Annotated in this window: 20 protein-coding genes and 1 tRNA gene; 7 read left to right on the top strand and 14 right to left on the bottom strand. The window is 32.7% G+C overall.

The genetic code is table 11. From position 1 onward, the window contains the following. The first annotated feature begins 327 nt into the window (after positions 1–327). The 5 genes from J3U56_RS00275 to J3U56_RS00255 all read left to right on the top strand — a co-directional run bounded on the left by J3U56_RS00275 (position 328) and on the right by J3U56_RS00255 (position 7,561). Complete coding sequence (locus J3U56_RS00275; RefSeq protein WP_267366290.1) at positions 328–2,913, top strand: ATP-binding protein; 2,586 nt, start codon at positions 328–330, stop codon at positions 2,911–2,913. Continuing rightward, on the top strand, positions 2,913–3,593 hold the full coding sequence (locus tag J3U56_RS00270) for a hypothetical protein (RefSeq protein ID WP_267366288.1): 681 nt from the start codon (positions 2,913–2,915) through the stop codon (positions 3,591–3,593). Before J3U56_RS00275 ends, J3U56_RS00270 begins: the two co-directional genes overlap by 1 nt. Then, positions 3,562–4,176 carry an HNH endonuclease gene (locus J3U56_RS00265; protein WP_267366286.1) on the top strand — a complete coding sequence of 205 codons (615 nt, stop codon included), beginning with the start codon at positions 3,562–3,564 and terminating at the stop codon, positions 4,174–4,176. The genes J3U56_RS00270 and J3U56_RS00265 overlap by 32 nt, the downstream gene beginning before the upstream one ends. A gap of 73 nt (positions 4,177–4,249) precedes the next feature. After that, entirely contained in the window at positions 4,250–6,103 is a 1,854-nt protein-coding gene (locus J3U56_RS00260; protein WP_267366284.1) for an Eco57I restriction-modification methylase domain-containing protein, read from the top strand. A gap of 912 nt (positions 6,104–7,015) precedes the next feature. Then, positions 7,016–7,561: a hypothetical protein gene (locus tag J3U56_RS00255; RefSeq protein ID WP_267366282.1), complete on the top strand. Its 546-nt coding sequence runs from the start codon at positions 7,016–7,018 to the stop codon at positions 7,559–7,561. Between the two features lie 122 nt (positions 7,562–7,683). Here the strand turns inward: J3U56_RS00255 and J3U56_RS00250 are convergent, their stop codons facing one another. After that, positions 7,684–8,421: a carbonic anhydrase gene (locus J3U56_RS00250; RefSeq protein ID WP_065633677.1), complete on the bottom strand. Its 738-nt coding sequence runs from the start codon at positions 8,419–8,421 to the stop codon at positions 7,684–7,686. A gap of 375 nt (positions 8,422–8,796) precedes the next feature. After that, positions 8,797–9,528: an outer membrane protein gene (locus tag J3U56_RS00245; RefSeq protein ID WP_267343678.1), complete on the bottom strand. Its 732-nt coding sequence runs from the start codon at positions 9,526–9,528 to the stop codon at positions 8,797–8,799. 311 nt (positions 9,529–9,839) lie between these two features. Here J3U56_RS00245 and J3U56_RS00240 point away from each other — a divergent pair, with 311 nt between their 5' ends. Next, positions 9,840–10,115 (top strand): hypothetical protein, encoded by a 276-nt coding sequence (locus J3U56_RS00240; RefSeq protein ID WP_267366280.1) that lies wholly within the window; start codon positions 9,840–9,842, stop codon positions 10,113–10,115. Positions 10,116–10,577: 462 nt separating this feature from the next. Here the strand turns inward: J3U56_RS00240 and J3U56_RS00235 are convergent. Further along, a tRNA-Asn gene (locus J3U56_RS00235) sits at positions 10,578–10,653 on the bottom strand. A 149-nt stretch (positions 10,654–10,802) separates the two neighbouring features. On the opposite strand from J3U56_RS00235, the gene J3U56_RS00230 reads away from it, so the two are divergent. After that, complete coding sequence (locus J3U56_RS00230) at positions 10,803–11,375, top strand: TIGR00730 family Rossman fold protein (RefSeq protein WP_267366278.1); 573 nt, start codon at positions 10,803–10,805, stop codon at positions 11,373–11,375. 64 nt (positions 11,376–11,439) lie between these two features. Here J3U56_RS00230 and fruA read toward each other — a convergent pair whose 3' ends face one another. The 11 genes from fruA to glnL form a co-directional block, all read right to left on the bottom strand. After that, positions 11,440–13,131: a PTS fructose transporter subunit IIBC gene (gene fruA, locus J3U56_RS00225; RefSeq protein WP_267333786.1), complete on the bottom strand. Its 1,692-nt coding sequence runs from the start codon at positions 13,129–13,131 to the stop codon at positions 11,440–11,442. Between the two features lie 8 nt (positions 13,132–13,139). Next, a complete protein-coding gene (fruK, locus tag J3U56_RS00220) occupies positions 13,140–14,075 on the bottom strand; it encodes a 1-phosphofructokinase (RefSeq protein WP_267366276.1) in 936 nt (311 codons plus the stop codon). Further along, positions 14,075–15,277 carry a fused PTS fructose transporter subunit IIA/HPr protein gene (gene fruB / locus J3U56_RS00215; RefSeq protein WP_267343681.1) on the bottom strand — a complete coding sequence of 401 codons (1,203 nt, stop codon included), beginning with the start codon at positions 15,275–15,277 and terminating at the stop codon, positions 14,075–14,077. The genes fruK and fruB overlap by 1 nt, the downstream gene beginning before the upstream one ends. Before the next feature lie 188 nt (positions 15,278–15,465). Further along, positions 15,466–16,494 (bottom strand): catabolite repressor/activator, encoded by a 1,029-nt coding sequence (cra, locus tag J3U56_RS00210; RefSeq protein WP_267333789.1) that lies wholly within the window; start codon positions 16,492–16,494, stop codon positions 15,466–15,468. 167 nt (positions 16,495–16,661) lie between these two features. Beyond that, entirely contained in the window at positions 16,662–17,417 is a 756-nt protein-coding gene (locus tag J3U56_RS00205) for an ABC transporter ATP-binding protein (protein WP_267348411.1), read from the bottom strand. After that, positions 17,414–18,385 (bottom strand): iron chelate uptake ABC transporter family permease subunit, encoded by a 972-nt coding sequence (locus J3U56_RS00200; RefSeq protein ID WP_416380225.1) that lies wholly within the window; start codon positions 18,383–18,385, stop codon positions 17,414–17,416. The genes J3U56_RS00205 and J3U56_RS00200 overlap by 4 nt, the downstream gene beginning before the upstream one ends. Further along, positions 18,375–19,334, bottom strand: a complete 960-nt coding sequence (locus J3U56_RS00195; RefSeq protein ID WP_416379591.1) for an ABC transporter permease — start codon at positions 19,332–19,334, stop codon at positions 18,375–18,377. The genes J3U56_RS00200 and J3U56_RS00195 overlap by 11 nt, the downstream gene beginning before the upstream one ends. A gap of 8 nt (positions 19,335–19,342) precedes the next feature. Beyond that, the gene (locus tag J3U56_RS00190) at positions 19,343–20,299 is read right to left on the bottom strand and encodes a siderophore ABC transporter substrate-binding protein (protein ID WP_267333793.1); all 957 of its coding nucleotides are present in this window, start codon (positions 20,297–20,299) and stop codon (positions 19,343–19,345) included. A 265-nt stretch (positions 20,300–20,564) separates the two neighbouring features. Further along, positions 20,565–21,764 carry a hypothetical protein gene (locus J3U56_RS00185; RefSeq protein ID WP_267366272.1) on the bottom strand — a complete coding sequence of 400 codons (1,200 nt, stop codon included), beginning with the start codon at positions 21,762–21,764 and terminating at the stop codon, positions 20,565–20,567. A gap of 618 nt (positions 21,765–22,382) precedes the next feature. Next, the gene (gene glnG / locus J3U56_RS00180) at positions 22,383–23,843 is read right to left on the bottom strand and encodes a nitrogen regulation protein NR(I) (protein WP_267333795.1); all 1,461 of its coding nucleotides are present in this window, start codon (positions 23,841–23,843) and stop codon (positions 22,383–22,385) included. An 11-nt stretch (positions 23,844–23,854) separates the two neighbouring features. Further along, positions 23,855–24,904, bottom strand: a complete 1,050-nt coding sequence (gene glnL / locus J3U56_RS00175) for a nitrogen regulation protein NR(II) (RefSeq protein WP_267333796.1) — start codon at positions 24,902–24,904, stop codon at positions 23,855–23,857. Positions 24,905–24,950 lie beyond the last annotated feature (46 nt).

Here is a 24,950-nt window from a genome sequence, read left to right as displayed (position 1 = left end):
GGCAAGGTAAACTATTAGCTGGGAATTGGGACATGAATGGATTAGGGTATTAAAGGTGTATTTGGGATAGTGTAGCAACTAATCATTATTTAAACTTTTATAAGAGTTTAAATAATGTAGGCAATATTTTGATTTTAAAATATGTTATGGAGCTATTTGAACTGGGCTTATGGCTAGCAGGCAGGAATTAGCATTTGTTTTTAATTTATTACTTTGAACAAGAATAATAAAATAGACTATATTTAATGTTGACAATTGGTTTTATTTTTATAAAGTAACTTATACCGATAACCTTATACTTGTTAGTAATTTAAATAAGCGAAATATATGACAACCATAATACAAAAAGAAGAATTGAGTTTTAATGTATCAGCAAGGACAGCAAGGCTTATTGGTAGAGAAAACGTTGCTTCAGCTGAAGGTGCTATTATAGAGTTAGTTAAGAATACCTATGATGCTGACTCTGATTTTTGTATTGTTTATTTTGATATTCCTTATCAAAGCGCTCCTGACTATCTATCCAAAAAGGATTTTATCAAAGTAAACAGAAAATTTAATAGATATAATATAGAGTTAAATGATTTTTATATTGAAAATAATAAAAATTTCCAGCGAAAAATTGAGTCCTTAGAAAACAAAGAACTTTCTGATAAAACTCGGTATTTAGATAAATTATTTAATTCATTAACTAATGTTTACATTATCGACAATGGCGATGGAATGAATGCTAATACGATAAAAAAGTATTGGATGACAATTGGTACAGATGACAAAGTACATAACCATCTAAGTTCTAAAAATAGAGTAAAGTCAGGAGCAAAAGGAATAGGTCGATTTGCTTTAGATAGATTAGGTGAAATTTGTTATTTATGGTCTAAGAAAAAGAACTCAACAGGTTTAGAATGGACTGTTGATTGGGAAATTTTTGAGCAAAATAATAAAACAATTAATGAAATAAAAGCTTCCCTTGAGCATAAAGATATTGATCTCGCTTTTTTAATAGATCAAATTTTTACAGAAGAACAATTTGAAGCTTTAGAGCAAGTATTATCAAATCGAACTAATCCTCTTAAATTAAAATCAGAATTTGGTCATGGTACAATCATTAAAGTTTCTTACATGAGAGATGACTGGGATGAGTCTTCTTTATTGAAAATTTATACAGGATTAGAAACTCTTGTACCACCAACAGAAGATGACTCTTTTCAACTTTTTTTATTTAATAACCGATTCACTCATCCTAAATTAAATGGCCAAGTTTTACCTATATTATGTGATAACTTTGATTATAAGCTTTCGGCAGAGATAGCTAATGGAAAAGTTTGGATTGAGATAGAACGTAATGAATTTCAATTAAACAAAATTCCGCAAGAATGTATTCAAAATTATTTTCCTGGAGGGCTAAAAGAGAAAAGTGAATATTCAGTAAAATTAGAAAGTTTACTTCCAGGTAGCTCAGAAAATAAAGATATAAAACTATCAAATATTGGTGACTTTAAATTCATCATTTATTTCCTAAAAAAGATAACTTCTAAAAAAGATAGTCAGAAGTATTTTCAAAAAGAATTTGATTATGCTGAACGTGGACAATGGCTAGATTATAATAGTGGAATAAAAATATTTAGGGATTATTTTAGGGTTAGGCCTTATGGTGAATTAGATAGTACAAGTTGGGACTGGTTAGGTCTTGGTAACCGCGTAGCTTTAAACCCTGCTGCTGTTAGTCGTAAAGGTCAATGGAGAGTGTCCCCTAAAAACTTAGCTGGAATTATCAATATATCGCGAATTAGCAATACTTTTTTAGAAGATAAATCTAATCGAGAGGGGCTGCAAGAAAATATTGTTTTCAATCAATTTAAAGAAATTATTTTAGCCATAATAAAAATATTTGAGGATGATAGGAGCTCTGTTTATTCTGCTTTAGATAAATATTCAAAAGATATGGCAAAATTCCCAGAAGATGAAGATTTGTCTAACAAAGAAAAGCAGAGAGCTCATAATACTGCAAATAAGATTTTCCTTGAATTTAAAGAAAAACAAAAAGAAACAGGGAAAAGCGATAAATCAACAACGGAGCTTTTATCACTTAGTTTATTAAAAGAGCAGTCAGATAAAGATGATGCTATTAGAGAGCTCGCTGATATGAAAGAAGAAAATTCTCTTCTAAGAGTTTTTGCTTCTAGCGGTATAACAATAGCATCTTTTGCTCATGAACTACGCAATCTTGAAATGAAACTAAAGGGCAATAGGTACAGTTTTATTGAGGAAATTTTACAGCAATATATTGACCCCACTTCTTTTGAAGAAAATGAGGATTTTGACAATCCTTATTATCTTTTAGAATTAATTGAAAAAGAAGATTCTAAAATGAGGAACTGGTTGCAATATACTCTAAGAACAATAAAAAAAGATAAAAGAACACGTAAATCCATAGATTTGATACAGTATTTATTTGCTCTAAAACAAAATTGGTCTCTTACATTAGACGATAGACATATAAATTTTAATATCATAAGTAAAATAGATAGCTATTCTATTAGAGCATTTGAAATTGATTTTGATTGTATTTTCAATAACCTAATAATTAACTCTTGTGAAGCCTTTGATAGACCAAATTATATTAGTAGGAATATTCTTATTGAAGTTGATTTATCCTCAGAAGGATTAGTAGTTCTATATTCTGATGAGGGCCCAGGACTAAGTGAGGATATTGCCGATGCAAAAGATATTTTTAAATCCGCTTTTTCTACAAAAAGAGATAAGAATGGAAAACAAATAGGTACCGGATTAGGAATGTGGTTAATAAAAAAAACATTAGAAGAATATAAAGCAGAAATAAGCATAATGGATAAAAAACAAGGATTTGGTGTTCGTATGATTTTCCCTAATTCAGCGAAAAAGGATAATAATTAATGGATAGAGTGGATGATTCACATAATAAATATCAAATAGCTTATATTGATGAGAATCCTGGTGATGTAAAGATATTTCACGATTTTATGAAGCAATATAGGCAAATTGTAGAATTTAAGAATTTTATTCCTAAAAAAGGGGATACTATTGAAAGCCTATACGAGAAAATAAAAGCTAAACAATTTAATATGTTGGTAGTTGACTATAGACTAAATCAATATGCAGATGTTGATTTTTTGGGCTCCAACCTATTGAATTATATTCAAGAAAGACAAAGAGATCTTCCATGTATATTATTAACTTCATATCCTGATGAAGCTGTCGATGATTTTTCTGATGTCCATTTAATTTACGATAAAAATATGTTATCTGTCGAAAATTGGGAGTATTTTTTTAAAATAATAAAAGCAAGTATTGATAAATATATTAATCAAAAAACTATTGCATATGAAACAATAAAAGAATTAGGTGCAAAAACATCTCTTTCATTAAAGGAAGAAGCGTTATTAATTCAGGCAGATGAGTTTATTGAAGCTAATTTAGGATTACTTACAATAACCCCTCCTCAATTAAAATCAATTAGTCATAATCAAGAGCTAAAAAATTTAGTTGATGAGGTTCAGGAATTACTTGAGAAATTAGATAATCATGAAATACCCAATAAGAAAAAAGATACCTAAGAGAACGGTTCCCACAAAAACGTATAAAGATTACACAAAATATAAAGAACAACTTGCTAGTGACTTCTATAATTGTTGTGGGTATTGTGGTGTTCATCACATGTATTTCGGTTACCAAAAGGGGTTTCATATAGATCACTTTGCACCAAAATCTAAATTCCCTGAATTATCATATACATATAATAATTTGATTTATTCTTGCCCTGTATGTAATTGTGCTAAACATGATGATTGGTGTAGTGATGATCCGTTAATCTATAATAATGGTCAAATTGGATATATTGAACCATGTTCTGCTGATTATGATCTAACTTTTTTTAGAGATAACTATGGTAAAATATGTATATCAAATGATTCTACTGTTGGAAAATACATGTATACAAGAATGAAATTTTTCTTAAAACGTCATGAGATCTTTTGGTTAGTAGAGTATTTTGACGATATTTTGAAAAAACTTAGAATTATTTTTGACAAGATGGACAATAGTGATACTCCATATTTTTGGGAAATCAAAGATATCATTTCAAAGTTAGAATCAATGAGAGACAAGTATCAAACTGAACAGAGATTATTAAAAGAGTAAGAATTAAATCTCTGTTATATCTATCTAACCTGAATAATCATTGATAAAATCTATTCTTTTCAATAGTGGCTTTATGAAAACGAAAATAGTATCTTATTTAAAGAATAAAAAAATAACTGAGCCAACTGATGTTGATAAACTAATCATTTCAACATTTATGGTTAAAAATGGTATATTAGTCAAGCACAATAAATTAATCCAAACCTACCTCATTAATGAGCAAAATGATACAAATCAAAACTTGCTCGAGGACTTTCTTGAATTAATTAATAATGAAATAGATGACTTTAATTTCGAAGAGCTAATTCAGTTATTTGAATATGTAATATCTCCTTCTGACCGAATTGTGAATGGAGCTGTATACACCCCTGATAATATTCGAACTTATATTACTAATGAAGTGATTGATAAAAAGCAGAAAGATACCTCTTTTACTTCTGTAAAAATAGCAGATATCTCTTGTGGCTGTGGGGGCTTTTTATTCAATGCAGCTAAAACGCTAAAAACGCTGACCAATCAATCTTATAAAGATATTTTTAAAAATAATCTTTTTGGATTAGATATACAAGAATACTCAATACAACGAACAAAATTATTATTGTCTCTTTTAGCACTAATAAATAGTGAAGATATACCTGAGTTTAATTTTAATTTATTTGTAGGAGATGCTCTATTATTTAACTGGGATAAATTTTTACCTAAATTCTCAGGCTTTGATGTTATTTTAGGTAATCCTCCTTATGTTTGTGCTCGCAATCTAAATATAGAAACAAAGAAATTTTTAAGAAATTGGTCCGTAAGTGCTTCTGGAAACTCTGATTTATATATCCCATTTTTTCAAATTGCTATCGAAAATTTATCTCCCAACGGTGTATTAGGTTACATTACTATGAATACTTTTTTTAAGAGTTTAAATGGTCGAGCCTTACGAGATTATTTCAAAAATAAACAATTGAATTTTCAAATCATAGACTTTGGTTGTGAACAAGTATTTCGTTCAAGAAATACCTATACATGTATTTGTTTTATTATAAATAAAAATTCCAAATATTTGGAATACTATAAATCCGAAAGCCATAGTTTATTTAAAAAGAAACAATTTAACAAAATTAAATATGCTATTTTAGATTCTAAAAAAGGATGGAATTTACAAGATACCAATATCGTCTCCAAGATTGAAGCAATTGGACAACCATTTGGCAAAAAATATAAAACAAGTCATGGCATAGCAACACTAAAGAATGATATTTATATCTTTAAGCCTGTTAAGGAAGATGAAAGGTATTATTATTTTAAAAAAGATAAATACTATAAAGTTGAAAAAGATATATGTAAAAGCATTATTAATTCAAATAAATTAAGCAGTTCATACTCATTATCTGATTTAGAAGAGAAAGTAATATTTCCCTACAATAGAGATTCCAATTCTAGTGCGAAATTAATCGAAGAAGATATATTCAAAGAAAAGTATCCAGAAGCTTACCAGTACCTTTGGGGAAAACGAAATATTCTTGCTCTCCGAGATAAAGGTGTTGGTAAATATGCAAATTGGTTTGCATTTGGTAGAACACAGTCACTTAATGTTGTAGGTAATAAACTCTTTCTACCTAAAATGTCTAATAAAAATCCAAGCGGTATTATCTCAACAGATAGAGATCTTCTATTCTATAATGGAATAGCAATAGTAGGTCATACGAGAAGAGAATTACTATTCATAAAACGTATAATTGAGTCAAAACTATTTTGGTATTATATTAAAACAACCAGTAAGCCTTATTCTTCAGATTACTATTCATTGAATGGAAATTATATCAACAACTTTGGTATTTATGATTTTACTGAGCAAGAAATAGATTTTATTATAAAAGAGAAAGATCAAAACAAATTGGATCTGTTTATTGAAGAAAAATATGGTATCAAAATTTGACTGAGAAGAGGTTGTCATAATTTTTAGGATTATGTTGAATGAATTTATACTCATAAATTTTATAGATGCTTGAGTGAATATTTTTATATTTGCTTATTCATCCCAAACTAACACTTAAATTGGTCTACAAAAAATTAAACTATTTTTATTCAATTAATCAATTTAGTATAAAATAATTTAACTCCCTCCAGCTTATTAAAGTTCGTAATTTATTGAAAAAATTAATGAATTATTTATTTTTTGTTTCTAATTTTTCTAAATTAATCCAAAGAAGTTTAACCAAATCATCATATCTGATATAAATTGTATTTTTGTATAAGAATTGTTAGGTATGCCATAAAGAGATATTCAAGGAGAACAGCAACGTTGTTGCTAAATACTTAATTAAGAAAACTCAAGCTAATAATGAAAAATAATAAATCTATCATAATGATTATTAATCTTTTAATTAAACCCTCGGATAAAAATTATAACGTATTCAGAATCAATGTTCCGATTCTTGAAAAAGAACTATTCTTGGATTAGAAATTTATCCGCATATATCACTCGCTGACGCGCTTAGTATTCATTATAAATACCTCTGTGAGATAAAGATCTATGTTATTAATATGGTTTTATTTGGAGAATAATACTACCTTACCCTTATTCAAACATTTAAATAGAAAAAACACTATTGTTATCCAATAAAGCCTTAGATTAGATTTTATTATTAATAATCAATGATTAACTAAATATCATTGACTATTAATTCACACAATTAAAATGTTTGGTTTGTTTAATTTCAAATCGAAGTATCCTTGTTACCTTCGAGTTTATAAACCGAAAAATTATCTAATTATGAATTGTAAGTAATTATTGATTTAATTGTTCTAATTACATAATATTACTGAAAATTTTATTAAGGATAATGGTATGAAAAAAATAATTTTATTAACTTGTCTTGGATTTATTTTATCTGGTTGTAGTGTTCATCTCCAATTTAATGATCGTTTGTCTTATCAATCATTAAAACAAATAAAATCAGAAATCCATTTACCTCAAAAACAAAACTTAAATATTGTATGGGTTCCTGATAGTTTTACTACACGTATTGACATACAAGGTTCTTCAGGATTTATTGGTGGTGGTAGTCGTACCCGAATCCCAACCGGTATAGGGCTTTCTACTAGAATTGAAGAGGCAATTAGTACATACGCTGACATAAATTCTGGAGGGAAAAAACTGACAATAATTGTTAATAATGCCAAAACTAAATTCACTTATGGCATGACGAATATTGATAATGCTAGTGTATATTTAAATCTCACATTTGAATTATCAGGTAAAACGTGGACTAAAGAGTTTTCAACCAAGCAAAATGATAGTGGTGTAAAAGATGCAAATATGACTTCTGTGGTAGAATATGCTTGGGATCAGATTGCTTTAGATGTTGCCCGAGAGGTTGCAAAGCATTTATAAGTAATTTCTGATTTTAAATTTCGATTATGAAAAAAAATTAACAAGTTTATTTATAATAGAATCGAAAAAAAATTTGTTAAAATAGGCTCTATCTAAATACATTTGATAGAGCCATTTGGACATTAATCAACAATTACCCTTCCATTTAATGGTTGGACTGGTCGATTGTTATCATGATGCATAATTGAGTGGAATTTTTCGATTTGCTCAGTCGATACGCTGCTTTCTTGTTCTAACACAATCCATCTTACCCCTTCTGTACATGGAGGAGTTGTCAATGAACCACTAAAGCGATAAAAATCTAACCTATTTGGTAATAGAGCTTTTATATCAACAGGTTGAGTAAGCGTTGCCGTCGCTTCAACTTCGGTTGGTATTTGTTGCCAGGCTTTTGCTAATTCTGGATTCGTTTTTCCTTTATTAAACATAAGTGCAACCACAGCTAACTCACCATTCTTATTTTTATAGACAAAATGTGCTTCCATTGGGAACTGTTTGCCTTTAATTTCATTTTCACTTGGCGCATGAAAGTGGAATTGTTGTAGGGTGAAAACTTCGTTATCGATTTGTAAAGTATTACCTTCACCAACATTAACTTGAATAGTGTGACCATTATTGATAATTTCTTGCTTACCTGGTTTGAATACCAGTTTAAGTTTATCATGATGAGTTTTGAACACGTGTTCAATGTTGATAGGTGATTGGTTTTTGCCATTTTCACAAGTTGAAAATTCTGGTGATAGTTTACCCCAATTTTCAGGTTTATCTTCACCTTCATACCCCCAATGTGAAGAATGTTCTGCAGCAGCACATGATAAACTCGTTACCATTAAAGCCGCCATGATTATGTTAAGTTTCATCTTGATTTTTCACTAGAACGTTGATTAACGGGTCTCAAATTATACGCCTCAAAAAATTGCCTTACTAGAATATACCACTAAGACTTTTTTGTTTTTTTATAAAAAAAATCTTTGACATTTTTAAAAATTAAGTTGTTAATTTGACATCAATCTTCATAACATGAATGAAGTTCATGCTCATCATAGCCATACTTAACATTATCAGGGAATCAATAAAGAATAGAAATTTGAATTTCATTCACAATATTCTAGTCAATGCGAATAGGATTAATAGAAGTAAATAATATGACGTGGGTAACCTTATACCATATTGATTGCAAAGAAAATAATTGAACACTAAAAAAGGGCTAACGCCCTTTTTTAACTTATTGCTAATTAGAAGCTATAACGAATACCTGCTAGTAAATCGACAGAACTCAATTTACCACTTGCTTTTACGCTTAATTCGTCGTCAACGTTTCTTTTTATAGAAAGTTTACCAGCATCGACATAACGTGCAGTGAAATCGATATCTAAATTATCAGCAACGTTATATGCTACACCAGCAGCAACATTCCAAGCAAACTTAGTTTTTGATTTTGAAAATTGGATATAATCTTCTTCATTATCGAAATCATATTTTTCTGAATATTTATGATCTAACTTAGCAAACGCAACCCCTAGTCCTGCACCAACAAAAGGCGTAAATGCTGTACCAGTCTCAATATCATAATAACCATTTACCATAAGCGTATTCATACGCGCTTTAGTTCTTTCTTTAGAATGAAGAACATCGCCATCTTCATCAATAATACTCTTATTCTTTTCTTTATCTAAATTACCACGTAACGTAAAAGACAATTCAGCTCTGACAGGAATTGCATAATCATATTTAAAGTTATAACCAAGGTTCAATGCACCAGCAAATTTTCCTTTAGAAATTGAACCTGTCTTAAATGTTTCAGTATCAACTTCATCTCCATCATCGTATTTCCACTTATCTTGAAGGCTTTTTGCTTTTAGAATACTAACCCCTAATTGACCACCTAAATAAACACCACTATTTTCGGCGTAAGCTACACTTGAGAAACAGGCTATAGCAGTTAATGCAATTAATGTTTTTTTCATTATGTTTTCCTTTGATTATTCTAATATTTTGGGGATTTGGATTATAAACTAAGCAAATCATTAAGTCTATAAATAGCGTAGATATACTAAAAAAATTATGTATCAATTTGATTTTTAGCATAAAATAAAAAATAGCAGCTATGCTTAAACCACAATAAAATTCAAATAAATATTATCTTCAGTTTTTAATGACAGTCTCAACTTATTTCATTATCGTTGCATATAATAAAATGATCACAAATAACTTTGATAAAAATGCAATCAATGCATGGATATTGATTGATCGAATTGACTAAATTATAGTTATTCTGATGATTGCTATTGCTGGTGCAATAACGCTCTTTATTCCCAATAATTATAGCTGTAATCAACTTAATCGCATTAAAGAAGCTTTTAATCTAAGCTTAAGAGCAATAATGGTACTTTGTAGCGTCATTGTAGTACTATATGTACTATTGTTTCCTTGGTTGTTTCCACCATTTACTTCAATAGTGAACGTAATTGATCTTGCCAGAAAACAAGTACTAATTGGATCATTCTTTCAAGCGACAGCCCACCTACCTGTGGTAATTTATCCTGTATATTAAGATAATCATTATTTCTCTATAGGACTATATTTAGTCTTTGTCGAAAAAATGGGAATAAATGGCATTTTTATATCTATGGCTTTCGGAAACATACTTTCATGTTTATTGTCATTTCTTTATGCTAAGAATGCCTGAAGTCATAAAATTCAAGCCGATATTGGAATAAGTCACTTTGCTAACTATTAAATAAAGTACTGTTTCAACAATTAACCTTTGTCTTTTAGAGACAAGTCTTTATCAGTTACTCGACTATTTTTGATCGATTATTCGTTAATCTTTTAATTATTTTTGGCATAAAATTCTTTTTTATAAGAAAAATTGAAAATTTTTGCTGAACACTCATTCGTACCCCAAAAAATAATAAATTTATAGATGTATAGGGATAATAGATATACTAAAAAATATAATATATTGATTTATAACTAAATAGAGATGTATAGATATGAGTTGAAGTGGAAAAGTTGGCTCCTCCAACAGGACTTGAACCTGTGACATACGGATTAACAGTCCGCCGTTCTACCGACTGAACTATGGAGGAACACTTGACGGACAAAATATTAACCATCTATTACGTTTATGTCAATCGTTAAAACACTAAATAAAATCAATTGCTCAGCTTGTAAGCAAATTTGTCTATGTCTATGCTAAAATAAGTTAAAAATGACAAGATAGGTAAAATAAACGTTTATGAAAAAGAATATTTGTGTGTTTTGTGGTGCCAGTGAAGGCAATCGTGCTGAATATCGTGTTGCAGCTGAACAACTTGGTCAAACCATTGCCAAACAAAATAGGCGATTAATTTATGGTGGTGGCAATAAAGGGTTAATGGGGATTATTGCTAATGCCGTATTAGCTAATGGCGGTGAAGTTATTGGTGTTATTCCTGAACGTTTAGTTAAAGCCGAAACTGCGCATCATGGCATTTCTCAGTTAGAAGTTGTTCAAAATATGCATCAACGCAAAGCAAGGCTTGCTGAACTAGCTGATGGTTTTATTGCGATGCCAGGTGGAACAGGCACATTAGAAGAAATTTTTGAAGTTTGGACGGCGATGCAAATAGGCTACCATGAAAAACCTGTCGCGCTATTCAATAGCCAATTTTGGCAACCTCTGCTGAACTTTTTAAAGCATGCAGTACAAGAGGGGTTTATTCGAGAAAGTTTTTATAACACATTAATCGTATCGGATGATGCAACAAATATATTACAAAAAATGGATGATTTTATTGCTAAAGACCTACAGCGTTGGGTGAAAAAGTAATTATTATTTATCAAAAAGTAAAAACGCCATTATAAAATGGCGTTTTTTGTAAGTATAAAAATAATTACTGTGTAACTTCTTCAGCAACAACTTCCGGTTTTTTAATAACCGCATAAACGACACCAGCAATGACAGAGCCGACTAAGATTGACAATAAATAACCACCAACAGGTTTAACAACGCCAGGGATTGCTAATGCAAATAACCCACCATGCGGCGTCATCAATTCTGAACCAAAGGCTAATGCCATACCACCTGTAATTGCACCACCAATAATACAACAAGGGATAACACGTAACGGATCACGCGCTGCAAATGGAATGGCCCCTTCAGAGATGAAGCATAAACCTAAAACTAAAGACGCTTTACCACTTTCTTGTTCAGCTTTAGCAAATTTTTTACGAGCAATTAAAGTTGCTAATCCCATCGCTAATGGAGGAACCATGCCTCCCGCCATTACTGCTGCCATTGGTGCATAGACTTGAGCAGAAATCAAACCTGTACCAAACGCATAAGCGACTTTATTAATTGGTCCACCCATGTCTGTACACATCATGCCACCCAAGATAGCACCTAAAATAACGGCATTTGCGGTACCCATTGATTTTAACCACTCAGTTAAAGCATTCATTAACCATGCTATAGGCGTACCGACAATAAACTGCATGACTAAACCTGTTACCAATGTTGCAAGTAAAGGCACAATTAGAATAGGTTTTAATGCTTCAAGCGTTTTTGGTAGTGGTAAATATCGAGTAATTAACAAGGCTAAATAACCAGCAAAATAACCAATGATAATACCCCCTAAAAAACCTGCCCCGGTTGATACCGCAAGCAAACCACCGACAAGGCCAGGAGCCAAGCCAGGTCTATCGGCTATCGAATAGGCAATATATCCAGAAAGTAATGGCACCATCAGTGAAAACGCCAGTCCACCAATCTGTGCCAAATGTGGCTCACCAATTAATTTTTGTACGCCATCAACAATTTCAAATGATCCGAATGCAAAAGAAAGCGCAATAATTAACCCTCCTGCAACCACCATAGGTAACATATACGAAACACCGGTTAATAGATGTTTATAAACGCTCTTCTTCTCATTACTTGATTTAGCTGATGAGGTATTGGTTGTAGGTTGATAAATTGTTGCTTCTTCGAATGCTTTATCTAATTCCTGAGCGGTCTTTTTAAGAGCAGGACCAGTTTTAGTACGGTATAATTTTTTACCGGCAAATTTGCTTAAATCAACATCAATATCACATGCAGCAATAACGACATCAGCAGAAGCAACTTCTTCAGGTGTTAATTCATTCCCCACGCCAACTGATCCACGTGTTTCAACTTTACACCACCAGCCGCGTTTTTTTGCTTCTTCTTCAATGGCTTCGGCTGCCATAAATGTGTGAGCCACACCTGTTGGGCAAGCAGTAACAGCAACAATGCGTTTAATCCCTGTAGCAGAAGCTGAAGCTGTTGCCACTGTTTGCTCATAAACTTTTGCTTTATTTGGCGCATCGTTTAATATTTGTTTCGAATTGGCAAAAACATCATCGATATCTTCAACAACATAAACTTTTTTACCCATCACTGACGTATCAGCAATTGATCCTGTACCCACTGCAACAATCACATCGGCATTTGCTGCGTTTTCAACTACATTTAAATTTAAAGCATTAGCAGCTAAAATAAGTTCAGCTTTAGCTAATCGTCCATTTACTGGACCTGTATTACTACCTTCAACAATATATATATTCATGAATACTCCTATCCAGCGTTAATTTCAATTTTGCCGAGCATATTTGTTACAGCTTGACGATCAGAAATGCCTACGCCTGCTTGTTCAACAGATAGCGCTGCAACACTTGATGCAAACACTAACGTATCTTTAATTGATTGATTAGTCATAAGACCATACATTAATCCAGCGACCATTGAGTCACCCGCACCAACTGTACTAACAACTTGGCATTTTGGGGGTTTAGCAATCCACGCTTCATTTTTTGTTACCCATAATGCACCTTTACTGCCAAGTGAGATGACCACATTTTCAATACCACTATCGATAATTTGTAAAGCAGCTGTTTTGATGTCAGTAAGCGTAGATAACTTTCGACCAACCCACATTTCAAGTTCCTTATCATTTGGTTTAATTAACCAAGGGTTGGCTTTAAGACCTGCTACTAAAGCATCACGGCTACTATCAAAAACCACTTTAGGGCAAATTGCTTTAACTTGCTTCATCCATTCTGTAAACTTTTCCAGAGATACGCCAGCAGGTAAACTACCACTAATGGCAACCATATCTATATCTTTTAACCATTCTAATGAATCGGTAACGAAAGTCTGCCAATCTTGATCGTTAATCGTAAAACCAGAAAAATTTAGGTCGGTAACTTCGCTATTTTCTTCAGTTAATTTAACATTAATACGGGTGCGCCCATCAATGGTTTGAAATTTATCGATGACATTTAGTGATTTAAACAGTAAGTTAAAGCCATCACGATTTTCTTTACCTAAAAAACCGCCTACCGTTAGCTTAACATCCAGATCTGATAGTACTTTGGCAACATTAATCCCTTTACCAGCAGCCAGTAATGCATTTGTCTGCACTAAATTAACATCACCAAGTTCAACTTTAGGACAAAAACCCAATAGATCATAAGCGGGATTTAATGTAATTGTTGCAACACGATAAGTCATTATTCAGTTCCCTCACCTAATCCGCTAGCAATGGCCTGACCTATGGCATTGAGCGCTTGCTCAGCATCTTGTCCAACAGCAGTAAATTTAAGACGGCTGCCTTTTTTAGCACCCAGAGCAACAATCTTCATTAAGCTCGTTGCACTTACAGGTTCGCCTTTACCATCTAAATTGGCAACTGTTATTTTACTATTAAATTCTTTGACCAATTTAACTAATACAGATGATGGGCGTGTATGCAAGCCATTTTCATTATGAATAACAAATTCACGACTTAATTCATTATCATTTGATTCGGTTGCATTAGATTGAGCAAGAGTAGGAATCGATTCAACATGCTCAGAATTATTGATCTCAGAACCAGAAATAAGTAGCTGACTTAATTGGTCGACATTTGCTGTTAAAAGTTGGTCTAATTTTTGTCTAAAAATCAACGATGCGATGTGATGCACAACTTCTGCAACTGAATCATCAACAACCGACATTGTTATAAGTAATTTTACAGGTTTACTATCTTCACTCAGATGACTAACTGTACGGCTAATGGCAATCGCATTTTTTAAATTACCATTTTTACTATCACTTAACCAAATCCCATTGCCTAAATAATTAGGTTTGTTATCAAGCACATCGGCAATAAAATTAGCATTCACTGCATTGTGCTGTTTTAAACGCGAAGCATTCAATGCTTGTAGGGTTGCTAGGCTATCTGCTTGAATATCTAATAACACTGAATCTTGATGAATGGTAAATTTGTTATCTTGTTGCTCTACTTTGTCAGTTAAAATAGCAATTGCTTCATCCGCTGTTTGAATTTTTTTAATTTTATCTTCAACGCCATCTTCACCAAGAACATGTGTCAATTGGCGAAGTAATTCTAAATGCTCATCAGAGCTTGCCGCAATACCAATAGCCAAGTAAGCTTTTTCACCATCATCACCCCACTCAACGCCATTTGGAAAACAAAATACCTGTACACCTGTTTTTTTCACTAAATGTCGAGTTTTTGTGGTGCCATGAGGAATCGCGATACCAATACCCAGATAGGTTGCAGCTTGCTCTTCTCGCTCTAGCATACCTTTAACATATCCATCTTCAACAAAACCTGCACTCGTTAATGCTGCGGCAATTTTTTTTATTGCTTCTTGCTTGTTAGTCGCTTGTTCATTTAAATGAATATTTTCTTTAACTAAATGAAACATAGAATAAATACCTCTGGGTTAAAATGTTGGGCTTGCTAAAATAACTCAACAATTCTAAATCCTTAATTGAATTATATTGAATCGTTTCAGCAATGATGAATACAATTAAAATATTTATCAAATAAATTATCTCTATTAATAATTAATATGTGATCTAGATCCAATTTTTTGATTAAAACTTAAAAAAGTTATTTTTTATAATCGCTCAGACAGGCTCTACCCAAGCTTCCTCTATATAGCAACCGCCTTGGAATAATGGTTGTACCAGGCTTATAACTTTGTTCACGCAAGCTTTCCATTAATAATGCGATAACAACTTGTGAAACTTCTTGATGATCTTGAGCAAGCGATATCACCTTACACGGTAAAAAATCAAGCAGTTCATGATCACCAAAAGTAGCAATCGTCAGTTGATTGGGTAGATAGCCAAATTTTTTTAAAATTGAATCAATCGCGCCTTGTAATAATGAAAAGGAGGTAGTGAAAATACCATCGGGTATATCATGCGTTTCTAACCAATGACTAAATACAATTTCGGCGTCACAGCGACTATAATTATTTGCATATAAAAAATCAACTTTATTAAACTGGTTTGCTGCAATTGATTCAAATCCTTCAAGACGTAATTGACTAACCGATAAATTAGGCAAAGCACCAATATAAACGACAGTTCCATCAACAAATTGACTAAACGTGGAGCCTAACGTTTTGGCATCTTGTTTATCAGATCCAACGATGTTTCTAAATTGATTATTGGATAATGTTCTATCTAAGGCAAATAATGGAATTTGGTTATTTTGCCAACCATCATAAAACCTATAATCTTGAGGAGACACAAACGATGAAGATATGACTAAAGCATCAACTCGCCGCTGCTGAAGATGCCTTACGCACTCTTGCTCAATACTTGGTTTATCTTCAGAACATGAAAGTAATAATTGATATCCATTTTTGCGCGCTAATTGCTCTAAGTAATTGGCAATTGTTGTATAACTACTATTTTCCAAATCAGGAATAATAATACCTATTGTGCGTGTTTTACCAGCTCTTAGTCCTGCTGCGACTTGATTTGGTTGATAGTTATGCTCTTTAACGACCGCTAAGACTTTTTCAATCGTTCTATCACTAACACGATATTTTTTTGCTTTTCCATTAATTACATAGCTAGCTGTAGTTCGAGAAACACCCGCTAACAAAGCAATTTCGTCTAATTTCATAATATAGTCTCAGCAAACATATTGTTGGCAATTAAACATGAATAAAGAGAAATTGTAAACCTTAATTGTTTTATCTGATGATTAACAGTGTTAATGCAGGAACAATCATTGTTCAACTGGTTAAAGTTTGAATTCGTTTATGTTCGATATCAAGCATAAAAAATAAGTTAATAATAAATCGCAATATTTTGATTTTGGACATTCTCAATTTTTATAGGAGTATCAAATATATCCTCTAAAAGTTGTGAATTCATAATTTGCTCTGGACTACCTTGATAAACAAGCTCACCATTTTTCATCGCCAAAATATAGTCTGAATAAACGGATGCAAAATTAATATCATGAATGACAATAACGATGGTTTTACCGAGTTCATCTGCTGCTCGACGTAATTGTTTCATCATAGCAACCGCATGTTTCATGTCTAAATTATTGAGTGGTTCATCGAGTAAGACATATTCGGTATCTTGACAAAGAATCATAGCCACATAAGCACGCTGGCGCTGACCACCGGATAATTCATCAATAAAACGATCTTTATATTCGGTAAGATTCAAAAAATCCAGAGCTTGATTGATATGCTTATAATCATCAGCATTTAAGCGCCCTTTGGTATAAGGATAACGCCCAAAGCCAACAAGTTCAAAAACAGTTAACCGACTGGTAAACCGATTTTCTTGTCTTAAAACAGATAAATAGGTCGCAAGTTTATCACTTGGTGTATTAACAACATCCATATTTTGAATTTTAACAACACCTTCATCAGCCAATAACAGTCGACTGATAATTGATAAAAGCGTTGATTTACCTGCACCATTCGGTCCAATAATTGCCGTAATCCCACCTTGCGAAATAGTCGCATTGACATTTTTTAATACGGGTATAGTTTGATAATTTTTACAAACATTCTCAATTTCAATCACATTGGAACCTTTTTCAATAATAAGAAAATAAACAAAGAACCACCAATAAATTCAATCACTATAGATAAAGCGCCAACCATATTTAACACACGCTCTAGAAACATTTGCCCACCGACCAGAAAAATGATACCCAATAAAAAAGCGGTAGGCAGTAAATAACGATGTTGGCTTGATCCGCTAATACTATAAGCAAGATTAGCGATCAATAGACCCAAAAAAGTAAACGGTCCAACCAATGCCGTCGATATTGCGACTAAAACTGAAACGAGTAATAAAATTATTGTAACGCTCTTTTGATAATCGATACCTAAACTAATCGCATTATCCCGACCTAAAGCAAGTACATCGAATCGAAATCGCATTTTCCACAAAAATACACCAATCACAGCGGCTATTATTAATGAAAAGATAATCAAGATAGGTTCAGCACGGGTAAATGTTGCAAAAATTCGACTTTGTAACACAGCAAATTCTGTTGGCGTCATTAAACGTTGCAGTAAGTTAGAAAAGCTACGGAACAACGTACCTAAAATAATACCGATTAGTAAAACTAAATGTAGATTTTGTTTGAGTTTAGTGAATAAACCACGGTATAAAAAGAGAGAAAATAAAATTAATAATAATGATTCAAATACAAATTTACCAATAATCCCAATATAGGGAATACCTTGTGTATCAATAAAAAAGATCACAATCGTTTGGATTAACACAAACAAAGATTCAAATCCCATAATTGATGGAGTCAAAATTCGATTATTGGTCACGGTTTGAAAAAGTAAGGTAGAAGTCGATGCAGCAAAAGCAACCAGAATCATGGTTAAAACAATCCAAGTACGGTGCATCAATATATAACTAATATTGCCTTTAAGGTTTAAAGTCATAAAACAACTTATACAAATTAAAGACAGAATAAATAACAAAAATACTCTTTTTTGACTTATTGTATAACGTTTTTGATTAACTGACATGGCGTCTTCGACTCAATAATATTAAGAAAATAATAGCGCCAACTACGCCAAGAATAACACTCACGGGAATTTCAAAGGGATAACGAATTAGCCGACCAATAATGTCACAAATTAATACTAATCCACTGCCAAATAAACAGATCCAAGGTATCGTTTTACGAACATTATCACCAAATAATAAACTTACAATGTTTGGCACAATCAATCCTAAAAAAGGTAAAACACCAACGACCACAACAACAATCCCACCAATTAATGCAATAACAATAAGTCCCGTCAACATGACTCGACGATAATTAAGACCTACATTAACTGAAAAGTCGCGTCCCAAACCTGCAACGGTAAATTGATCGGCACTCCAACAAGCAAGCAATGTCAAACCGCCGACTAACCATAATAATTCATAACGGCCTTGTAAAATACCTGAAAAGTCGCCTGATTCCCAACCACCAAGCGATTGTAATAAATCAAAATACATAGCGAAAAATGTTGTAATCGCGCTAATGACTGCCCCCAACATAATACCAATAAGCGGCACCATCAATGCTGATTTGAAAATGATTTTTCGGGAAATCACCATAAAAATCATTGTACCCGCCATAGCAAATAAGCTGGCAACAACCATTTTTGTCATCACACTTGCACTCGGTGCAAGCACCATCATGATTAATAAACCAAGACTGGCTGATTGAGTAGTGCCAACTAAAGTAGGTTCAACAAATCGATTTTGGGTTAACAATTGCATTATTAAACCGGCAACACTCATGGCACTACCTGCAAATAATAAAGCAACGGTTCTGGGAACGCGGCTAACAAAAAAAATCTCTCGCATGGTACTATCGATCCAAAGATCAGATAGCGTGACATTCCCAGCCCCAATAAATAAACTTATTACAGACATTATCAACAAAATGAAAATGCCTGTAATAAAATAAAACGACTTAACCATATCTTTGATTAATTAGCTGATGTTTTTTGTAAAGCTTCGCTTATTTGATCCATTAAGTGGCTATAAGTTTGAATACCACCAGCAATATACATTGAGGTTGAATCTAAATAGACAATATGATTATTTTGCCATGCATCCGTTTTTTGAATTAAATCATTATTTAAAACTTGTTGAGCTGATTGCGCTTCTTTATTTCCAATAGCATTATCTCTATCTAAAACAAAAAGCCACTGTGGATTAACACTTAAAATAAACTCAGAGGTAACTGCGTTACCATGACGCCCTGCTTCTTGGAATGTTGTGGCAGGTTTAAAACCTAATATATCAAAGATAAAACCAAAGCGAGATTTTGGTCCATATGCTGACATTTTGCCACCATTAACCATAATGACTAGTGCACTTCCAGCGGTATTTGTTTTTGGTTTAAGTTGTTCAATTTTTTGATTAAAATCAGCTATAAGCTTTTTAGCTTGATCTTGTTTATTAAACAACGTGCCTAATTGTTCAGTTCTTTGTGTTAAACTTGCCAAAAAGTTATTTGGATCAATATCAAGAGAAATAGTTGGCGCAATATCATTTAATTTATTATAAACATCGTTCGCACGACCACCTGCGATAATAACATCAGGCGCTAATGAACTTAAAACTTCATAATTTGGCTCAAATAACGTCCCCACATTAGTATAACTTTTATCACTATATTTCGATAAAAAATCAGGGAAATGCACATCAGATTGAGGAACCGCTGAGACAGGAATATTCAAAGCATCCATAATATCGAGTGTTGCGATATTAAAAACAACCACCTTTTTAGGGTTTTCAGGTACATCAGTTTTACCTTGCGCATGCTCAATGGTTATTTTATTAACTGAACTTTGCTCATTTTTTTTATTATCATCACATCCCGCTAACACAAATAGCGCTGTTAACAACACTATAAACTTAAATTTGATACGTGAATACATTTTGGCTCCTAATCATCATTCTTGATAAAAAAAGAAATGATAAATATAACAATTATCATTTGCATTAGATTGTAACGAAAAAAATAAAGCTATTCAATTAACTTTAATAGAATAAAAGAATGGGTGTCTTAGGTAGATTAGAAATATAACAATCGAATAAATACATTTTATCCAGTGAAGATGACAATGTTATTAGTGCGACTCCTCACACCGTTATAATTGGCTGTGAGGAAATAATTTTCATACTAAATTTGTGTTAAAGCTATCAGTTAACGCAAGCAACTCGCTGTTTATTACCACCAAGATAACCATGATATACATCACCGGTATCTGAATGGACAAGATAAGGCTCATTCAGATTGTCGTATATTTGCCCAGTCCAATAATCACCATACTCTAGATCACTATTTGTATAATAATTCTTATCAGTAAATCCCCATTCAGCAAATAAAGTTTGACCAATTCTACGCTGGTAATTATTGGGTTGATTAGGCAAACCACCTTGCCATTCCCAACCATTTGCATTAGTTAAGTCAATAATACTAGCTATTTTGTAACCTAAATTTTCACAGTAGGATTTAGCAGAAGGATAGTCAATATAACCAGGTTTTGCTATAAACCATTTACTTATTGTGAAGCGGTATATCATATTTTTTTTATTCTTATCTGAATAAATGGTAAAAGTAGTTGGATCTTTTGCAGTTGCAGCTTCTGCAGCACTTGAACCATTATCTGGTCCTTGAAATTCTACTTTAGCAACATTGATTTGTTTAATATTATCGGTTGTAATATTTAAGCTAATCCCAGAGTTTTGTGGCGATTTACTATAGCTTAATTCACTTGATAATGCCCCTGCTACCGTTAAATAAAAATACAGTCCTTTTGATGCTGTGGTTGGAAAATTGGTCGAAGGTTGATATAAGGTTTGAAGTTTAAATCCTTTACTACCATCCCATTGACTTGTTGGTCCCGACATAGATGTAAAATTTGGAAAAGGATCGCTATCATTATACTTTAAATTAGGCGGAGCAAAGCAAAAATAAGGAGTGGTCACTTTATTAGGGATAAGATAGTAAACTGCTTGATTACCAATAAAATTAGAAGAATTTGGCAAGCCATAGCGAGTTGATAAAATGCCGCTATCACTGGTTAAACTGAGTTGATAGGGAGAATTACAAGCATCATTCAAAAGCTGCTCAGGGTTATTTACCATTTCACCATCAGCGCTTTTAACCGTTAACGTTAAATTGCCAGAAACAGTATACAACTTATCACCATCATTATCTTTCCAATAACCCTTACTTGAAATTAGATCTAACAAGCTGATTTTCAGTTTATTTAAAGGAAGTTCAGTTTTAATATTTTTTAATTTTTCGCCTCCAGCAGGAAGTCGAATTGGGTTGCTTTTTGTCGATAAACTATCTTTGATGCTATAACTTCGACCATCGTAAAGCGTAATATTCAAAAGCGGATCTGTTTTATTTCTGCTAGTTGCTCCATTATCAAAAGTTAAATATGGTGCATTGCCATGAATTGCAGCTGAAGTGGTGGCAGTTAACGAATTAACTGAATTAGCAGTGATTAATCCTAAAATGATACCAATAAATTTTAAATAAAAAGAAACTGAATTAAATATTTTCTGATTAAAAAGAGCTGTTTTTCCTCTTAAAAAGGAGAATAAGAAGTTAATTGAGGATCGAAAATGATTAGAGTGAAAGAATAAACTTAAATATAACGATTTATCTAACGATAAATAGGGTTTTACAGGTTTTGCGTTTTAAACATTAAATATGTTTCCCTTCCCAAATGTCAATATATTTCTGCATAAATTCGTTTTTTTATGCGAAAAGTTATTTTTTGTTTTTTTTAAAAGAATAACAACCAAAATCATATTAAATGAATCACATTGCTCTAAAAATAGAAAAATGTTAATTATGGTTCTAATTAATAATGAGAGAAAATCAGAAATAAATATACAAATTTTTTGTTAAGAATTGAAAAGTCGTTGTTCAAATAAACTTTAATTGAGTTAGTTTAAAAACTTTAATTCAAAAGTAATCAAACTAACTTATTTAATTAATGATCAAAGCTCATCTAATTTATTTTGTGTATCATCTGATAATTCTTTCAACTTCCTTGTTAACGTGTTACGTCCCCATCCTAATAAATGTGCGGCATCTTGTTTATGACCACGCGTAAAGTTTAACGCGCAATTCAATAAAATACGTTCAACATCGTTTACTGCTTCGGTTAATATACCCGTTTTGCCTGCAATTAGTGCTTGTTTAGCCCAATTTTCAAGTAAATTTTGCCAATTCATTTCAAGCTCTGGTTGATGAAATGGTTGAGAGTGGGGTTCATACTCTATTGAATTTTTAGGCATAGACATTTGTAGTAGTTCAGGTGGCAAATCCTGTACCAGTATTTCTTTACTTGAGGACATAACTGTGACCCATCGACAGGTATTCTCAAGCTGCCTAACATTCCCTGGCCATTTTGACATACATAAAATTTTTAAAGCTTCTGGACTAAAAATTTTACTTTCAACACCTAATTCTTTTGCAGTTGTATGCAAAAAGTGTTCAGCAAGTTTTGGAATATCTTGTGCTCTGTCTCGTAACGGTGGTAATAAAATACGAATAACATTTAAACGATGAAAAAGATCTTCTCTAAATTTACCTTCTCTTACTCTCGCTTGAAGATCTTGATGGGTTGCGGCAATAATCCGTACATCGACTTTAACCGGTGAATAACCACCAATTCGATAAAATTGTCCATCAGCAAGTACGCGTAATAATCGCGTCTGCACATCTAACGGCATATCGCCAATTTCATCCAAAAATAGGGTTCCACCATTAGCTTGTTCAAATCGACCATGTCTGATTTGAGCAGCGCCAGTAAAAGCGCCCTTTTCATGCCCAAAAAGTTCGGATTCAATCAAATCTTTAGGAATTGCGGCCATATTAAGAGCAATAAAAGGCGATTGTGAACGCGGACTATGGATGTGTAACGCCTTGGCAACTAACTCTTTACCGGTTCCTGACTCACCATTTATTAATACACTAATCGATGATTTAGATAACCGCCCAATAATACGAAAAACCTCTTGCATCGCGGGGGCTTCACCAATAATACCGGTTGAGGCTTTTGCTGTTGTGGTTTGACTTGTCTTGTTTGTTTGCGTTTGTAAAATTGCGCGTTCAACTAATTGAATGACTTCATCCACATCAAATGGTTTAGGAATATAGTCATAAGCACCTTTTTGATAAGCATTGACCGCTGCATCAAGATCTGAATGGGCTGTCATGATAATTACAGGTAAATTCGGTATTTGTTCCTTCACATAATGTAACAAGGTTAACCCATCAAGTCCTGGCATTTTGATATCCGAGATCAATACAGCAGGTTTTTGCACATGCGTATCTAACGCATCAATCACTTCTTGACCATTCGCGAAAGTAACGCAGTTAAAGTGAGCATTGGTAAGTGCTTTTTCTAATACCCATCGAATTGAACTATCATCATCAACAATCCAAACATTCATTTTAATTTACCTCATTGTTTAATTGGCAAATAGACAGAAAATTCAGTATGTCCAGGCCAACTATTAAATTCAATTTTTCCATGATGTTGATCGACTATATTATGTGCAATCGAAAGTCCAATTCCTGTTCCCCCCTCATAACCACTCACCATTGGATAAAACAAGGTATCTTGTATATGAACCGGTACGCCAGGCCCATTATCTTCAATATCAATGCGGGCACAAAGTCGATAACGTTGTCCATGTAAAGTCACCTGAAAGGCTGTTCTTGTTCTTATCGTTATTGTTCCTGTTTTTGTTCCTATAGCCTGCAATGCATTACGGACAATATTTAAAATCACTTGTTCTATCTGTTCAGAATCATGAATTAACTCAGGTAAGCTTGGATCATAATCACGTAAAATTTGAATATTAATAGGCTTTTCTAAACAGAGTAAAGCATAGATTCGTTCTATTGCTTTGTGAATATTTTGTTCTTTTTGCTGTAACCGCTGCTGAGGGCCCAGTAATCTATCAACCAGGTTTCTGAGTCTATCGGCTTGCTCAATAATAATTTGTGTATAATCTTGTAATTCATTTTTAGGTAATTCCCGAGATAATAATTGAGCTGCGCCACGTAGACCACCCAATGGATTTTTAATTTCATGAGCAAGCCCTCTAACTAATTCTCGAGCAGCACTTTGTTGAGCTTGTTGTAATTGCTCTTGGCTAAGACGCTTATGGTTATTTAATGGCGCCATTTCAATAAGAATGCGTCCATTTGCTAATAATTGTGCCGTTAATGATAAAATATGCAATTCATTATTAATCACTAAATTGACTTCATTATCCGTAAAACCTTGATTTTGTTCTAACGCACTTAACATGAGTTCAAAATCCAACGAATAATAGCTCAATAAATCAGGCAAATAACTCTCTAATAATTTTTTTGTGCTTTGCGATAATAATTGCTGAGCTGCCGTATTGGCATAAAGAATATGAAGATTTTTATCGAGCAATAAAATACTTGTGATTATTGAATCGAGAACAAGATTAGCATCAGATTCATTATCAAATGTCATCGTTTCAATTCCCGCCCTCGCTAGACACCACCGCTGATTAGCGGTG

Origin of the sequence: Gilliamella sp. B2824, assembly GCF_026536245.1 — a bacterium.
Lineage (GTDB): Bacteria > Pseudomonadota > Gammaproteobacteria > Enterobacterales > Orbaceae > Gilliamella.
This window is presented reverse-complemented; position numbering and strand designations above follow the sequence as displayed.

Excerpts from the sequence above, each read along its gene's own strand:
- fruA (WP_267333786.1), bottom strand. The coding sequence starts at position 13,131 with ATGAATATATATATTGTTGAAGGTAGTAATACAGGTCCAGTAAATGGA.
- glnL (WP_267333796.1), bottom strand. The coding sequence starts at position 24,904 with ATGACATTTGATAATGAATCTGATGCTAATCTTGTTCTCGATTCAATA.
- fruB (WP_267343681.1), bottom strand. The coding sequence starts at position 15,277 with ATGTTTCATTTAGTTAAAGAAAATATTCATTTAAATGAACAAGCGACT.
- fruK (WP_267366276.1), bottom strand. The coding sequence starts at position 14,075 with ATGACTTATCGTGTTGCAACAATTACATTAAATCCCGCTTATGATCTA.
- J3U56_RS00240 (WP_267366280.1), top strand. The coding sequence starts at position 9,840 with ATGATTGCTATTGCTGGTGCAATAACGCTCTTTATTCCCAATAATTAT.
- J3U56_RS00270 (WP_267366288.1), top strand. The coding sequence starts at position 2,913 with ATGGATAGAGTGGATGATTCACATAATAAATATCAAATAGCTTATATT.
- glnG (WP_267333795.1), bottom strand. The coding sequence starts at position 23,843 with ATGAATGTTTGGATTGTTGATGATGATAGTTCAATTCGATGGGTATTA.
- J3U56_RS00265 (WP_267366286.1), top strand. The coding sequence starts at position 3,562 with ATGAAATACCCAATAAGAAAAAAGATACCTAAGAGAACGGTTCCCACA.
- J3U56_RS00250 (WP_065633677.1), bottom strand. The coding sequence starts at position 8,421 with ATGAAACTTAACATAATCATGGCGGCTTTAATGGTAACGAGTTTATCA.
- J3U56_RS00200 (WP_416380225.1), bottom strand. The coding sequence starts at position 18,385 with ATGTCAGTTAATCAAAAACGTTATACAATAAGTCAAAAAAGAGTATTT.
- J3U56_RS00230 (WP_267366278.1), top strand. The coding sequence starts at position 10,803 with ATGAAAAAGAATATTTGTGTGTTTTGTGGTGCCAGTGAAGGCAATCGT.
- J3U56_RS00275 (WP_267366290.1), top strand. The coding sequence starts at position 328 with ATGACAACCATAATACAAAAAGAAGAATTGAGTTTTAATGTATCAGCA.
- cra (WP_267333789.1), bottom strand. The coding sequence starts at position 16,494 with ATGAAATTAGACGAAATTGCTTTGTTAGCGGGTGTTTCTCGAACTACA.
- J3U56_RS00255 (WP_267366282.1), top strand. The coding sequence starts at position 7,016 with ATGAAAAAAATAATTTTATTAACTTGTCTTGGATTTATTTTATCTGGT.
- J3U56_RS00245 (WP_267343678.1), bottom strand. The coding sequence starts at position 9,528 with ATGAAAAAAACATTAATTGCATTAACTGCTATAGCCTGTTTCTCAAGT.
- J3U56_RS00190 (WP_267333793.1), bottom strand. The coding sequence starts at position 20,299 with ATGTATTCACGTATCAAATTTAAGTTTATAGTGTTGTTAACAGCGCTA.
- J3U56_RS00260 (WP_267366284.1), top strand. The coding sequence starts at position 4,250 with ATGAAAACGAAAATAGTATCTTATTTAAAGAATAAAAAAATAACTGAG.
- J3U56_RS00195 (WP_416379591.1), bottom strand. The coding sequence starts at position 19,334 with ATGGTTAAGTCGTTTTATTTTATTACAGGCATTTTCATTTTGTTGATA.